The following is a 13,567-nucleotide window of genomic DNA, read 5'->3' on the forward strand; positions in this document are numbered from 1 at the left end:
AGGTCGAAGACGGCGTCCGGGGCCTCGATCTGGGCCCGCTGGGTCTGCGCCCGGGCCGAGGCGGGACCGCCGGTCATCCGGTAGACGGCGTGCCGGGCGGTGCGCATCAGCAGCGAGCCGGGCGGGACGTACGACACCCACCAGCCGACGGCGTTCAGCAGCCGGGACGCGGTCTCGGCGACCACCGCGACCCGCCCGAGGGTGTCCGCGGGGTGGGTCACCACGCCCTGCATCCCGCCCTGGTCGAGCGCGGCGAGGACGGCGGCCAGCAGCTGCCCGGGGTCGGCGCTGTGCGCGGCGCCGCGGAACCGCCGCCGGTCGCCGTTCGGCCGCCCGCCGCCGCCCTTGCGGGCGTCGGGCCGGTGGTGCGGGTCGGCCGCGTCGGCGAGCTGCACGGTGGGGTCGGGGGCGAAGCCGGGGCCCTGGCTTCGGCCGGCCACCACCGGGTGGGCGGCGCGGGCGGCCTTGGCGCGGTACTGGGCCGCGTCGGCGAGCCGGAACAGGCGGTCGGGCGTGGTGACCGGGCCGATCGAGTCGCCGGTGGACGCGACTCCGCAGGCCACGCCATCACCGTCGGTCAGTTCCAGGGCGCGGGCGCAGAGTTCCTCCGCGACGGCGACCACCTCGTCCGCGGACTGGCCCTCGGCGAGCAGGCAGAACTCGTCGCCGCCGAGCCGCGCCGCGAGGCTGCCGGGGAGCCTGGCGGCGGACAGCGACAGCTGGTGGGCGAAGCGCTCCAGCAGCCGGTCGCCCATCTCGTGGCCGAGCTGGTCGTTGACCCGCTTCAGGCCGTTGACGTCGCACACCACCAGGGAGACCACCGCGCCCTCCCTGGTGTGCGCCTTCAGCGCCTCCTCCAGGCGGGCGTCCACCGCGCGGCGGTTGGCGAGGCCGGTGAGCGCGTCGGTGAAGGCCAGGCGGCGCAGGTCGGCGACCCGTTCGGTCTGCGCGAGGCCCGCCGAGATCTGCGCGGCGAGCAGGGTGGCGTAGTCGGCGTCGGCGTCGCTGAACACCGGCATGCCGATGCCGCGGGCCAGGTACAGCTCGCCCCAGGCCTGGCCGTGCAGCACGATCGGGGCGACCAGGCAGCAGCCCCGGCCGCGCCGGCGCAGGCCCGCGGCGCGCTGGCGGCAGAACGCCCCGGAGTCGGGGTGGTGGTGGCCGGTGTGCGGGCCGAGGTCCTCGGCGGTCTGGATCCACGCCCGGGGCAGCCGGCCGGTGGTCCAGTGCTCCTCCAGGTAGGTGACGATCTCCGGGAAGTCAGCGACCGGGTAGGACTCGTCCTCGGGCAGCTCCTCCTCGCCGGGCGAGAGCTCGCCGTGGTTGACCAGCACGCGCAGCCGGCCCGATTCGCGGTCCCACACCGAGACCGCGGCCATGGTCGCCCCCAGCGCGGAGGTGGCCCGGACCGCCGCAGCCCGCACCGCCTCCAGCGGCGTCAACGCCCCGGCCATGTCCTGCGCGAGCTCCACCACGGCCTGCAACCGCAAGTCGGGCGCCGCCGCCTCGAACGAGGCCTGCTCGTCCATGGTCGCCTCACTCACCGTCGCTCTCCCTCCCCGCGGGGCCTTTCACCCAGACTAGGGGGGTATGCGCGGTTTTCCGCTGAAGAGCACCGCCGGGACTCAGCCGGCCGCGGGCACCCGGGTGAGCAGCCAGGGTTCGACCAGGCCGAGGCCGCGCACGGGGCGTCGCCACATCGGCTGGAGGCTGAACCGGTGGGCGGCGTCGGGGGGCGTCTCGGGGAGGCCCGCGGTGCCGTTCTGTTCGAGCGCGGTCGCGAGTTCGCCGTCGACCAGGACGGCGTCCTTGGGGGCGATCGAGGTGAGCCGGGAGGCCAGGTTGACGGTGGTGCCGAAGACGTCGCCCATCCGGGAGGTGACGGTGCCGAAGGCCATGCCGACCCGGAGGGCGGGCATGTTGTCCTCCTTGGCGAGGGTCTCGACCAGCGAGAGGGCGATCTCGGCGACGGTGGCCGGGTCCTCGGAGACGAACAGGATCTCGTCGCCGAGGGTCTTGACGACCCGTCCGCCCTGACCGGCGATCAGGTCGGAGCAGGTGTTCTCGAAGCCCTCGACCAGCTCGCCGAGTTCCTCCTCCTCCAGCCGGCGGGAGAGCCGGGTGAAGCCGACCAGGTCGGCGAAGGCGACGGCCAGCCGGCCCGAGGTGACCTCGTGGTCCTCGGCGGCGGCGACCACTCGGCCGGTGACGGCGGCGAGCTGACGGCGCCACACGTAGACCAGGAACTGCTCCAGTTCGGGGAGCAGCAGTTCGACCAGCGGGTAGGCGACGTCGGACCGGGTCATGCCGGGTTCGACGGGCTGGGTCAGGTTGTCCAGGAAGGTGTCCATCTGCCAGCCGGCCAGCCGCGCGGTGGTCTGGCCGGTGGAGCGGGCGACCTGGATCGCCATCGGTTCGCTGAGCAGACCGGACTCGATGAGTCCGGCGAGGCGGCGCAGCGCGATCACGTCGTTGTCGGTGAGGGCGCGGGACTGGCCGATGTCGGGGAAGCCCATGGCGCGCCAGAAGCGGGTGGCGAGGTCCATCGGGACCTCCGCGGCGCGCGCGGCCTGGTAGGGGGTGTACTTCCGCGGTGCGTCGAGGATCAGCCGCTCCAGGTCGGCCGCGACGGTGTTCTCGTCCGTCGCGCCGCTGCCGGAGCCCGTCGTGGCGCCGCCGTTGTCTGTCACCGGTCCGTCCCCGTGCGGTTGCCGCACTTGTGTGTTGCCGTCGTCGAGTGTCTGGGCGCGCGACCACCGCGGGGGTAGTGGCGAGCCTCACACCGCTGCCAGGTGGAATGTTCGCACGGAATCGCGTAATCCGGGGCATCCGCCCGGCAGCAGGTCGGAAGGTCCCGCAGGGTGAGACCGGTCGGGTCAGTCCTGCGGGCGGACGTGCACCACGTCGCCGGCCGCGACCGGGTGACGGGTTCCGTCGGGGGTGCGGACGACCAGCCGGCCGTCGCCGTCCACGGCCACCGCCTCGCCCACCAGCTCGCGGTCGCCGGGGAGTTGGACCTTCACCGGCCGGTTCAGGGTGGTGCAGCGGGCGGTGTACGCGGGCAGCAGTCCGCTGGCGTGCGGGTCGCCCGCGGCGGCGGTCCACTCGCCGTACAGTTCGGCGAACTCGCGCAGCAGGCCGCGCAGCAAGGTGGGCCGGTCGGTGACCTCGGCGCCGGCCAGGGCCAGCGAGGTGGCCGTGGGGACGGGCAGTTCGGCCTGCCGCAGCGACACGTTCAGGCCGAGGCCGGCGATCACCGCGCCGCCGGAGAGTTCGGTGAGGATGCCGCCGAGCTTGCGCTCCTGCCCGTCGACCTCGGTCTGCACGTCGTTGGGCCACTTCAGCCCGGTGGGCAGGCCGGCGACCCGGTCGAGGGTCGCGGAGACGGCGGTGCCGATCAGGATCGGCAGCCAGCCGTAGCGTTCAATCGGCACGCCCTGCGGGCGCAGCAGCAGCGAGAGGAACAGGCCGCTGCGCGGCGGCGCGGACCAGCGGCGGTCGAGCCGGCCCCGTCCGCCGCTCTGCGACTCGGCGATCAGGATCGCGCCCTCGGGCGCGCCGTCCTTGGCGCGGGCGGCGAGGTCGCTGTTGGTGGAGCCGGTCTCGCTCACCACATCGAGTGAGGTCCACAGCGCGCCGGGGCGCAACAGGTCGAGCCGCAGCGCCCGTTCGTCCAGCGGCGGGCGGTCCAGGTCGGTCCACGGGGAGGGGCCGTCGTGGCCGAAGCCGCGCAGGCCGGAGCGGCGGGGGCGGGGGCTGTCGGGTGTGGTCACCGGGCCAGCCTAGGCGGCTGCGGGGTCGGCGTAGTCCGCATCATCGTCCCGCAGAACGGGCAGTGGCACGATGTGTCGATGGCCATAACCGCGGACGCCGCCGGGCTGGCTACGCTACTCAACGGTAGACCGCAGCGCCGCCCTGCCCAGCAACCCTCACGCCCCGGGCCGGCGGCCGAGGACGCAGGGAGAGCCACCGGAATGACCGAGGCACCGCAGGACGCGCACACCACCGCCGGCAAGCTCGCCGATCTGCGTCGGCGGATCGACGAGGCGGTGCACTCCGGCTCGGCCGCGGCGGTCGAGAAGCAGCACGCCAAGGGCAAGCTGACGGCCCGTGAGCGGATCCTGGAGCTGCTCGACGAGGACTCCTTCGTGGAGTTCGACGAGTTCGCCCGGCACCGTTCCACCAACTTCGGGCAGGAGAAGAACCGCCCGTACGGCGACGGCGTGGTCACCGGCTACGGCACCGTGGACGGCCGCCAGGTCGCGGTCTTCGCCCAGGACTTCACGGTGTTCGGCGGCTCGCTCGGCGAGGTGTTCGGCGAGAAGATCGTCAAGGTGATGGACTTCGCGCTGAAGACCGGCTGCCCGATGATCGGCATCAACGACTCCGGCGGCGCCCGGATCCAGGAGGGCGTGGCCTCGCTCGGCCTGTACGGCGAGATCTTCCGCCGCAACGTGCACGCCTCGGGCGTGATCCCGCAGATCTCGCTGATCATGGGCCCGTGCGCGGGCGGCGCGGTGTACTCCCCCGCCGTCACCGACTTCGTGGTGATGGCCGACAAGACCTCGCACATGTTCATCACCGGCCCCGACGTGATCAAGACGGTCACCGGCGAGACGGTGGACATGGAGGAGCTGGGCGGCGCCCGGACCCACAACACCAAGTCCGGCAACGCGCACTACCTGGCCGCGGACGAGAAGGAGGCCATCGAGTACGTCAAGAGCCTGCTCTCGTACCTGCCCTCCAACAACCTCTCCGACCCGCCGGCCTACCCCGAGCAGGCCGACCTCGCGATCTCCGAGGAGGACCTGGAGCTGGACTCGATCGTCCCGGACTCGGCGAACCAGCCGTACGACATCCGCCGGGTGATCGAGCACGTGCTGGACGACGGCGACTTCCTGGAGGTCCAGCCGCTGTACGCGGGCAACATCGTGATCGGCTTCGGCCGGGTCGAGGGCCACCCGGTCGGCGTGGTCGGCAACCAGCCGATGGACCTGGCCGGCTGCCTGGACATCGCCGCCAGCGAGAAGGCCGCCCGGTTCGTGCGCACCTGCGACGCCTTCAACATCCCGGTGCTGACCTTCGTCGACGTGCCCGGCTTCCTGCCCGGCACCGGCCAGGAGTGGGACGGCATCATCCGCCGCGGCGCCAAGCTGATCTTCGCGTACGCCGAGGCGACGGTGCCGCTGATCACCGTGATCACCCGCAAGGCCTTCGGCGGCGCGTACGACGTGATGGGCTCCAAGCACCTCGGCGCGGACCTCAACCTGGCCTGGCCGACCGCGCAGATCGCCGTGATGGGCGCGCAGGGCGCGGTCAACATCCTGCACCGGCGGGAGATCGCCGCCGCGGAGGCGGAGGGCCGCGGCGAGGAGCGGCGCGCCGAACTGCTCGCCTCCTACGAGGACACCCTGCTCAACCCGTACCTGGCCGCCGAGCGCGGCTACGTCGACGCGGTCATCGCGCCCAGCGAGACCCGCCGGCACATCGTCCGGGGGCTGCGGGCGCTGCGCGGCAAGCGCGAGTCGCTGCCGCCCAAGAAGCACGGCAACATCCCGCTCTAACCCCGAAGGGAGCTCCGCGAGATGACCCCCATTCAGGTGCTGCACGGACAGCCGACCCCTGAGGAGCTGGCCACCGTCCTGGCGGTGGTCCAATCCCGGGCCGCGACGCGGGCCGCCGCGGCGGCCGAGGCGTCCGGCCCGGCCTCCGCGTGGACCGCGCGCAGCCTGCGCCGGCTGCCGGCGCCGGGGCCGCACGCCTGGCGCACGAGCCTCTGGCCGAGGTAGCGCAGGGCTCCGGGGCGCGGTGGCGGCAGGGCGCTCGCCCTCCCGCCACCGCGCCCCGCGTCGTTCACCGCCGGCCGAAGAGCTTTCCGTCGAGGGCGTAGCTGCCCGGGCCGAGCGCCGCGATGAGCAGGAAGGCCCAGCAGAACAGGACGGCGGGCTCGCCGCCGTTCTGGAGCGGGAAGAGGGCGTTCTCCTGGTGCACGCTGAAGTACGCGTAGGCCATCGAGCCCGAGGCGAGCAGGGCGGCGATGCGGGTGCCGAGGCCGAGCAGGACCAGGATGCCGCAGACGAGCTGGATGACGGCGGCGTACCAGCCGGGCCAGGTGCCGGCCTTGATGGAGCCGCCGCCGTGGGCGCCGCCGAGGACGCCGAACAGCGAGGCCGCGCCGTGGCAGGCGAACAGCAGGCCGACGACGACGCGGTGCAGGGCGACCAGGTGGGGGCGGACCGCGTCGGTGGTGGTGCGCGCGGTGGTGACCAGTTGGGACATCCGGGACTTCTCCTCAGCCGAAAACCAGTGGGGTGGTTCTGTGCTGTGCGTGCCCTGACAGTGGAGCGACGTGTCGTCGGGCACGAGGGGGCATCTCGGCGGACCGCACGTCGCCGATCATGAACCCGACAAGTCAGTTGCTCTATTGCAGGGAAACCGGGGCCCGACGTCAAGACGGCACCCGAACCGTCTCCCCGACGCGGACTGAGTACGGATACTCAGGCGCCGCGCCGAAGTGTCGTTGCAGGCTGGTCCGGTGCTCTGGTCAGACCCCCGCGACGAACCGTCCCACGAGGCCCTAGAGGTGCAGCGGAGGCTGCGCCGGACGGCGTTGGTGATCGCGCTGCTGGCGCTCGCGGGGGCGGCCCTGGTGCTGCTCTAGCGGCGGCTAGGCTTGGGCCATGACCGCTCGCCGCCCGCTGGTTCTCGCGTCCGCCTCCCCCGCCCGGCTGGGCCTGCTGCGGCAGGCGGGCCTGGACCCGCAGGTGCGGGTGAGCGGGGTGGACGAGGACGCGCTGTCCGCGCCGACGCCGGGCGAGTTGGCGCTGGTGCTGGCCGTCGCGAAGGCCGTGAAGGTGGCCGGCGAGCTGGCCGCGGAGCCGGGCGAGCCGCCGCTGGTGATCGGCTGCGACTCGGTGCTGGAGCTGGACGGCCTGGCACTGGGCAAGCCCGCCGACGAGGCGGAGGCGCTGGAGCGCTGGCGCTCGATGCGCGGCCGCTCGGGCGTGCTGCGGACCGGGCACTGCGTGATCGACACCGCGACCGGACGGCGGGCGAGCGCCACCGCGTCCACCACCGTCCGGTTCGGCACTCCCGACGACGCCGAGGTCGCCGCGTACATCGCCTCCGGCGAACCGCTGCACGTGGCCGGGGCGTTCACCCTGGACGGCCGTTCGGCGCCGTTCGTGGAGGGGATCGACGGCGACCCCGGCAATGTGATCGGACTGTCGCTGCCGCTGCTGCGCCGCCTGCTCGCCGAGCTGGACGTGCGCATCACCGACCTGTGGGCCTGACGGCCCGTCAGCCCGCCGCGGGGGCGTGCTTGGCCAGGTAGGCCAGCACGTCCGGCAGTGCGCCGTCGGCGAGCAGCAGGGCGCCGTGGTGGCCGCCCGGGTAGATCTTGAGCTGCTTGTCCTCGCCGACCGAGGCCTCGTACAGGGTCTTCGCGTTGGTGTTGAACGGGACGTCGGACTCCTCCGCGGCGAAGAAGGTGGGGGCCTTCACCGCCTTGACCGAGACCGCCGGGTTGTACTGGCTGTAGGCCTCCGGCGAGGAGAGCGAGACCACCGCCTCGACCGGCAGCGGGTTGTCCAGCTTGGCGGCGACGATCGAGGCGGCGGCGCCCTTGGACGCGCCGACCAGCGCCATCCGGGTGACGCCCTTGGCCCGGTAGTAGGCGCCGGCGGCCTTGATGCCCTCGGTGACGTCACCCTCCGAGGTGAAGGCGAGCACCGCGTAGCCGGCCCTGGTGAACGCGTCGAAGTTCGTCGCCCATTCGCAGAGCGAGCCGCCGAGCTGGTGCGAGAAGACCAGGCCGACCTTGGCGTGGCCGGCGTCGGAGTCCCGGTAGTAGGCGTCGAGGTCGGTGCCGCCGGTGGTGCCGGCGTCGAGGCTGAAGGAGCCCTTCGCGGCCTGCTCCTGGGTGAGGCAGCCGTAGGTGTCGGCGCTCGCACTGGGCGCGGCGTCGGCCTTCCGGTCACCGCCGGAGGAGCAGGCGGCGAGCAGCAGTGCGGTCGCGGCCAGCGCGACGGCCGGCGTTGAACGTTTCACGTTTCCCCCGTGAATCGTGCGGATGGTGCCGATGGTGGCTGTGACGCTAGGGACCGCCCCCGGCACGGTCAATGGTCTGAACCATTCCGTTATGGCGGCCCGGGAAGCGGCAGGATCGGTTCCGTTTCACCGGTGCGGAATCGGACAGAACCGGACCCGCACATCTGTTGCACTGTTCCACCCTCCTGTCCGCCGGGCCGCCGATAGGCTGGCGCAGCCGGACCGGAAGGGAGCGACGGGGAGCAGAAGATGACCGATGGTGTGCTCAACGTCGTACTGGGGCTGATCGCCTCGGCGATCAGTGCCGGGCTGGGCTGGCTGGCGCAGTCGGTGCGCCGGCGGCGCCGGCTGGAGCGCGAGCGCGCGTTCTTCGGCCTGCCCGCCGACGGCGAGGCGCTGCTGGTGGTCAACCACCATCCGGCGTCGCCGAGTTCGAAGAGCGTGTCGCGCAGCGACGTGTACGCCCTGATGGAGCTCGCCGCGCTGGTCCGCGAGTGCGGGGCGCAGGCGACCCTGACCGGGCACGACGAGGTGCGCCAGGGGCTCGGCGACAAGACCGAGTTCTGCGTGGGCGGTCCGAGCAGCAACGTCCGCACGGCGGCCCACCTGGCCTCCTGGCTGCCCGGGGTGGCCTTCGGCTCCCCCGCCGAGGACAGCGGGCACCCGGTGCCGACCCTGCTGATCGGGTCGCGGGAGTTCGCCTTCGAGACCTCCGGCGAGCAGCCCGGCGGGCGTGCGTACGTGCTGCTGGCGCGGGTGCACCTGCGCGCGGGCAGCCGGCCGGTGTTCCTGATATCCGGTCAGACCGCGGTCTCCAACCACGCCGCGGTGCGCTACCTGGCCGCCAACCACCGGAAGCTGGCCCGGCGACACGGCCGGGACGGCGCGTTCGCCGTGGTGCTGCGGGTGGTGAACGCCCGCGCGTACGGTCCGGACGTGGTCGAGTTCGAGGCCGACGTGACGGCGGCCGCGACCGCCCGGCCGAGCCCGGCGGCCGTCTGAGCCGAACCCGGTGTGGCGAAGGCCACCCTTTCTCGACGGCCGCCCCAGCGGCCCGGTGGAAGATCGCCCCGTGCCCCCGGCCTGCGGCGCGCCGTCAACGGCCGCCATCCGTACGGGAATCCGGCCACCGAGCGTGTGAGAACGCTCACCACCAGGGACTACTCGCCGGTAGCGCCCTCCAATCCATAGACTCGACGAGGTTCGAGAAGGGAGCCACAGTGCGCAAGGTGCTCATCGCCAATCGCGGGGAAATCGCCGTTCGCGTCGCCCGGGCCTGCCGGGATGCCGGTATCGGCAGTGTCGCGGTGTATGCGGAGCCGGACCGGGACGCGCTGCACGTGCGGGCGGCCGACGAGGCGTACGCGTTGGGCGGCGACACCCCCGCGACCAGCTACCTGGACATCGCGAAGGTGCTGAAGGCCGCGGCCGACGCGGGGGCGGACGCGGTCCACCCCGGGTACGGCTTCCTGTCGGAGAACGCGGACTTCGCGCAGGCCGTCATCGACGCCGGCCTGACCTGGATCGGCCCGCCGCCGCAGGCGATCCGCGATCTGGGTGACAAGGTCACCGCGCGGCACGTCGCCCAGCGGGCCGGCGCGCCGCTGGTGGCGGGGACCGCCGACCCGGTCTCCGGCGCGGAGGAGGTCGTGGCGTTCGCCGCGGAGCACGGCCTGCCCGTCGCGATCAAGGCCGCGTTCGGCGGCGGCGGTCGCGGTCTGAAGGTCGCCCGCACCCTGGAGGAGATCCCGGAGCTCTACGACTCCGCGGTCCGCGAGGCGGTGGCGGCGTTCGGCCGCGGCGAGTGCTTCGTCGAGCAGTACCTCGACAAGCCCCGCCACGTGGAGACCCAGTGCCTGGCCGACCAGCACGGCAACGTCGTAGTGGTCTCCACCCGTGACTGCTCGCTGCAGCGCCGCCACCAGAAGCTGGTCGAGGAGGCGCCCGCGCCGTTCCTGACCGCCGAGCAGAACGCCGAGCTGTACCGGGCGTCCAAGGCGATCCTCCGCGAGGCCGGCTACGTCGGCGCGGGGACCTGCGAGTTCCTGGTCTCCCAGGACGGGCTGATCTCCTTCCTGGAGGTCAACACCCGCCTGCAGGTCGAGCACCCGGTCTCCGAGGAGGTCACCGGCATCGACCTGGTCCGCGAGATGTTCCGCATCGCCGACGGCGAGCCGCTGGGCTACGACGACCCGGAGGTGCGCGGCCACTCCTTCGAGTTCCGCATCAACGGCGAGGACCCGGGCCGCAACTTCCTGCCCGCACCGGGCACCGTCACCCTGTTCGCCCCGCCGTCGGGCCCGGGCGTCCGCCTGGACGCGGGCGTGGAGTCCGGCTCGGTGATCGGCCCCGCCTGGGACTCCCTGCTCGCCAAGCTGGTCGTCTCCGGCACCGACCGCAAGCAGGCCCTGCAGCGCGCCAAGCGCGCCCTGGAGGAGTTCACCGTCGAAGGCATGGCCACCGCCATCCCCTTCCACCGGGCCGTCGTCACCGACCCCGCCTTCGCCCCCGAGGTGCACGGCTCCGCGGAACCGTTCAAGGTCCACACCCGGTGGATCGAGACCGAGTTCGACAACACCATCCCCGCCTTCACCGGCGCGGGCGGCGACAGTGACGAGCCCGAGGGCCGCGAGACCGTGGTGGTCGAGGTCGGCGGCAAGCGGATCGAGGTCTCGCTGCCGTCCTCGCTCGGCGTCGCCTCGGCCCCGGCCGCGGGCACCGGTGCGGGCAAGGCGAAGCGCCGGGTCGGCGCCAAGAAGGCCGCCTCGGCGGTCTCCGGCGACACCCTGGCCTCGCCGATGCAGGGCACCATCGTCAAGGTCGCCGTGGAGGAGGGCCAGGTGGTCGCCGAGGGCGAGCTGATCGTGGTCCTGGAGGCCATGAAGATGGAGCAGCCGCTCAACGCCCACAAGGCCGGCACCGTGGTCGGCCTGAAGGCCGAGGTCGGCGCCTCGGTCTCCAGCGGCGCCGCGCTCTGCGAGATCAAGGACGTCTGACCCCGGTCGGTCCCGTGAAGGGCGGCGGAAGTCCACGGACTTCCGCCGCCCTTCCGGCTATCCGGCCGCGTTCAGCACCAACTCCTCGACGCCGCACAGGAACTGCGCCATCCGTTCGCGGTCCAGCAGGGCGCTGTCGGCGACCATCAGCAGCTCCACCGCGCCGGGGGCGGCGATCACGTCCACCGCGACGCTCACCCCGGGCCGCAGCGGGAACTCGTCGGGGAAGCTCAGCTCCCGCCGCGCCGGCGGGGCTCCGTCCGTGCCGTCGGGCATCAGCGCGGCCAGCGGGTCCCGGGTGTCGTTCCAGAACACCGAGTGGTCGGCCAGCTCGACGCCGGAGGCCCGCAGCTCCGCCAGTTCGGCGTCCAACCGCGGCTTGTCGTAGCCGGAGTGGCGGTAGGCGCTGAGTGCCGGGCCCTGGCAGCGGCGCACCGTCTCGGTGAACTCCCCCGCCAGCTCCGGCAGGTGGAACAGGCCCTCCTGGGCGAGGGTGGTGACGGCCTCGGCGGCCTGTTCGGAGAAGCGGTTGCCGACCACCACCTGGAACAGGACCTCGCGCTGCCCGGTGAGCTCGCCCAACCGGGTGGCCGCGGCGGCCAGCAGCACCGTGGCGTCGCTGGTGCGCAGCCGGGCGGCCGCCTCCGGCAGCGCGGCGGCCAGCTCCGGGGAGCGCAGCACCGCGAACGGGAAGCGCCGCTCCGGGTCGGCGTCCGCGGGCGGGCGGGGCAGCAGGGTGCGCGGGCCGGAGCTCAGCTTGTCCCGCCAGTGCCGGCGGGCGGCGGCGTCCCGGCGCCGGCCGCGGTCCGAGCACTGCTCGGCGGCCTCGTCCAGCGGCTGCGCGAACTCCCTTTCGGCGCGCAGGTCCTGGGCGCTGCGTCCGGCCACCAGCAACATCAGGTCGCGGACCAGCCGGCGCATGCCCCAGCCGTCGGTGGCGGTGTGCGAGAGCACCAGCACGGTCTGCCGGACCAGGCCGTCGACCAGCACCAGGCCCAGCCGGACCGGCCAGCCGGCGGCCGGGTCGAAGGGCGCGGCGGCGTACTCGGCGAGCAGCCCCGCGGCGGCCGCGGCGGCCTGCTCGGGCGTGTCGCGGTGCAGCAGCGCCACCGGCAGCTCGCCGTCCGCGTCGACCAGTTGGACCAGGTCGCCGTCCGCGTCGACCACCAGCCGGGTGCGCAGCGCGTCGTGCAGGTGCAGCAGTTCGATGAAGGCCCGCCGCACCCCGTCGAGCGGCAGGCCGGGGTCGACGGGGGCGGCGAGCCGCAGGTTGTAGCGGTGCGCCTCGGGGCCGAGCTTGGCCAGGGCGGAGTGGATGGCGCGCTGTCCCCAGGTCGCGGGGCCGCGTCCGCCGCGGGCCTCACGCACCGTCAATTCGGTTGTACGGTCGAGTGTTTCGATCGCTGCGTCCATGGGGCCAGACGCTACAAGCGGTCCGCCGGGGCGGGCCAGGGATCGACCGGGGCCGGGCCGGAACCGGTCAGCGGATGCGTTCGGCGAGCCGGGCGGTGGGCGGCAGGCCGCCGCCGTGCGGGGCGGGCCGGCGCTGGCCGGGCAGCGGCGTGCCGGGGGCCAGACCGGGCGGCGGGACGGGGCGGCGCGGCACCGCAGGGCCCGGCGGCTGGTGCACCGGCGCGGACTCCGCGGCCAGGCCGAGCGCGGCGACCGAGATCTGCACCCCGCAGTCGGCGAGCGCGTCCAGCTCCCGGGCGGTCGGGTCCTCGGCGGCGGTGTGCTCGTCGGTGACCAGCCGGGTGATGCCCTCGGTGGCGACGGTCTGGAACATGCTGTCCGCGCCGAGCTTGGTGTGGTCGGCGAGCACGATCACCTCGTTGGCGGCCTGCACCAGCGCCCGGTCCACCGAGGCGGAGAGCATGTTGGCGGTGGACAGGCCGCGTTCGGCGGTCAGCCCGCTGCCGGACAGGAACGCCTTGGTGACGCGCAGCCCGGCCAGCGACTGCTCGGCCCCGCTGCCCACCAGGGCGTAGTTGGAGCCGCGCAGGGTGCCGCCGGTCATCACCACCTCGACCCGGTTGGCGTGGGCCAGCGCCTGGGCGACCAGCAGCGAGTTGGTGACCACCGTCAGCCCCGGCACCCGGGCCAGCCGGCGGGCCAGCTCCTGGGTGGTGGTGCCGGCGCCGACCACGATGGCGTCGCCCTCCTCGACCAGGCCCGCGGCGAGATCGGCGATGGCGCTCTTCTCCACGGCGGCGAGGTGGGTCTTTTGCGGATAGCCGGGCTCCCGGCTGAAGCCGCCGGGGAGCACCGCGCCGCCGTGGCGGCGGTCGAGCAGCCCTTCGGCCTCCAGTGCCCGGACGTCTCGGCGGACGGTGACTTCGGAGGTCTGGACGACGCGGGCCAGCTCACGGAGCGACACGGCTCCGTTGGCGCGCACCATCTCGAGGATCAACTGGCGACGTTCTGCTGCAAACACAGAACCGACGGTAACCCGAGTGACCGTCTGCTTTCAGGCGTTTGCACCTGGTAACTGGATTTGCTCACGTCGGAACGGCGCACGACCG

At 73.5% G+C, this 13,567-nt stretch carries 12 protein-coding genes and 1 pseudogene; 6 read left to right on the plus strand and 7 right to left on the minus strand.

Annotation, left to right across the window (positions count from 1 at the left end; genetic code table 11):
• Positions 1-326 precede the first annotated feature (326 nt).
• The 3 genes and pseudogenes from BX266_RS39925 to BX266_RS13455 all read right to left on the minus strand — a co-directional run.
• Positions 327-1,454: pseudogene (locus BX266_RS39925) on the minus strand (diguanylate cyclase domain-containing protein); the annotation flags it as partial.
• Between the two features lie 171 nt (positions 1,455-1,625).
• Positions 1,626-2,690, minus strand: a complete 1,065-nt coding sequence (locus BX266_RS13450; protein ID WP_099899676.1) for an adenylate/guanylate cyclase domain-containing protein — start codon at positions 2,688-2,690, stop codon at positions 1,626-1,628.
• 186 nt (positions 2,691-2,876) lie between these two features.
• The gene (locus BX266_RS13455; RefSeq protein ID WP_399169575.1) at positions 2,877-3,773 is read right to left on the minus strand and encodes a biotin--[acetyl-CoA-carboxylase] ligase; all 897 of its coding nucleotides are present in this window, start codon (positions 3,771-3,773) and stop codon (positions 2,877-2,879) included.
• Between the two features lie 201 nt (positions 3,774-3,974).
• Between BX266_RS13455 and BX266_RS13460 the strand changes: the two genes are divergently transcribed.
• Together BX266_RS13460 and BX266_RS13465 are read left to right on the plus strand one after the other, a co-directional pair.
• Complete coding sequence (locus BX266_RS13460) at positions 3,975-5,564, plus strand: acyl-CoA carboxylase subunit beta (protein ID WP_099899678.1); 1,590 nt, start codon at positions 3,975-3,977, stop codon at positions 5,562-5,564.
• 21 nt (positions 5,565-5,585) lie between these two features.
• Positions 5,586-5,789 (plus strand): acyl-CoA carboxylase subunit epsilon, encoded by a 204-nt coding sequence (locus tag BX266_RS13465; protein ID WP_099899680.1) that lies wholly within the window; start codon positions 5,586-5,588, stop codon positions 5,787-5,789.
• A 64-nt stretch (positions 5,790-5,853) separates the two neighbouring features.
• Here BX266_RS13465 and BX266_RS13470 read toward each other — a convergent pair whose 3' ends face one another.
• On the minus strand, positions 5,854-6,279 hold the full coding sequence (locus BX266_RS13470) for a DoxX family protein (RefSeq protein ID WP_099899682.1): 426 nt from the start codon (positions 6,277-6,279) through the stop codon (positions 5,854-5,856).
• A gap of 256 nt (positions 6,280-6,535) precedes the next feature.
• Between BX266_RS13470 and mmpB the strand changes: the two genes are divergently transcribed.
• The gene (gene mmpB, locus BX266_RS39930) at positions 6,536-6,661 is read left to right on the plus strand and encodes a morphogenic membrane protein MmpB (RefSeq protein WP_259464689.1); all 126 of its coding nucleotides are present in this window, start codon (positions 6,536-6,538) and stop codon (positions 6,659-6,661) included.
• A gap of 19 nt (positions 6,662-6,680) precedes the next feature.
• Positions 6,681-7,292 (plus strand): nucleoside triphosphate pyrophosphatase, encoded by a 612-nt coding sequence (locus tag BX266_RS13475; RefSeq protein WP_099899684.1) that lies wholly within the window; start codon positions 6,681-6,683, stop codon positions 7,290-7,292.
• A 7-nt stretch (positions 7,293-7,299) separates the two neighbouring features.
• Here the strand turns inward: BX266_RS13475 and BX266_RS13480 are convergent, their stop codons facing one another.
• Positions 7,300-8,049 (minus strand): S9 family peptidase, encoded by a 750-nt coding sequence (locus BX266_RS13480; protein WP_099899686.1) that lies wholly within the window; start codon positions 8,047-8,049, stop codon positions 7,300-7,302.
• A 249-nt stretch (positions 8,050-8,298) separates the two neighbouring features.
• On the opposite strand from BX266_RS13480, the gene BX266_RS13485 reads away from it, so the two are divergent.
• Together BX266_RS13485 and BX266_RS13490 are read left to right on the plus strand one after the other, a co-directional pair.
• On the plus strand, positions 8,299-9,051 hold the full coding sequence (locus tag BX266_RS13485) for a hypothetical protein (RefSeq protein WP_099899688.1): 753 nt from the start codon (positions 8,299-8,301) through the stop codon (positions 9,049-9,051).
• Positions 9,052-9,269: 218 nt separating this feature from the next.
• Positions 9,270-11,045, plus strand: a complete 1,776-nt coding sequence (locus tag BX266_RS13490) for a biotin carboxylase N-terminal domain-containing protein (protein ID WP_099899690.1) — start codon at positions 9,270-9,272, stop codon at positions 11,043-11,045.
• Between the two features lie 57 nt (positions 11,046-11,102).
• On the opposite strand, the gene BX266_RS13495 is transcribed toward BX266_RS13490, so the two are convergent.
• Together BX266_RS13495 and BX266_RS13500 are read right to left on the minus strand one after the other, a co-directional pair.
• Positions 11,103-12,458, minus strand: coding sequence for a condensation domain-containing protein (locus tag BX266_RS13495; RefSeq protein ID WP_099899692.1), 1,356 nt, complete (start codon positions 12,456-12,458; stop codon positions 11,103-11,105).
• Positions 12,459-12,525: 67 nt separating this feature from the next.
• Positions 12,526-13,443, minus strand: a complete 918-nt coding sequence (locus tag BX266_RS13500; protein ID WP_399171278.1) for a DeoR/GlpR family DNA-binding transcription regulator — start codon at positions 13,441-13,443, stop codon at positions 12,526-12,528.
• Between the last annotated feature and the right edge of the window lie 124 nt (positions 13,444-13,567).

It is taken from the genome of Streptomyces sp. TLI_171 (assembly GCF_003610255.1).
Classification (GTDB): Bacteria; Actinomycetota; Actinomycetes; order Streptomycetales; family Streptomycetaceae; genus Kitasatospora.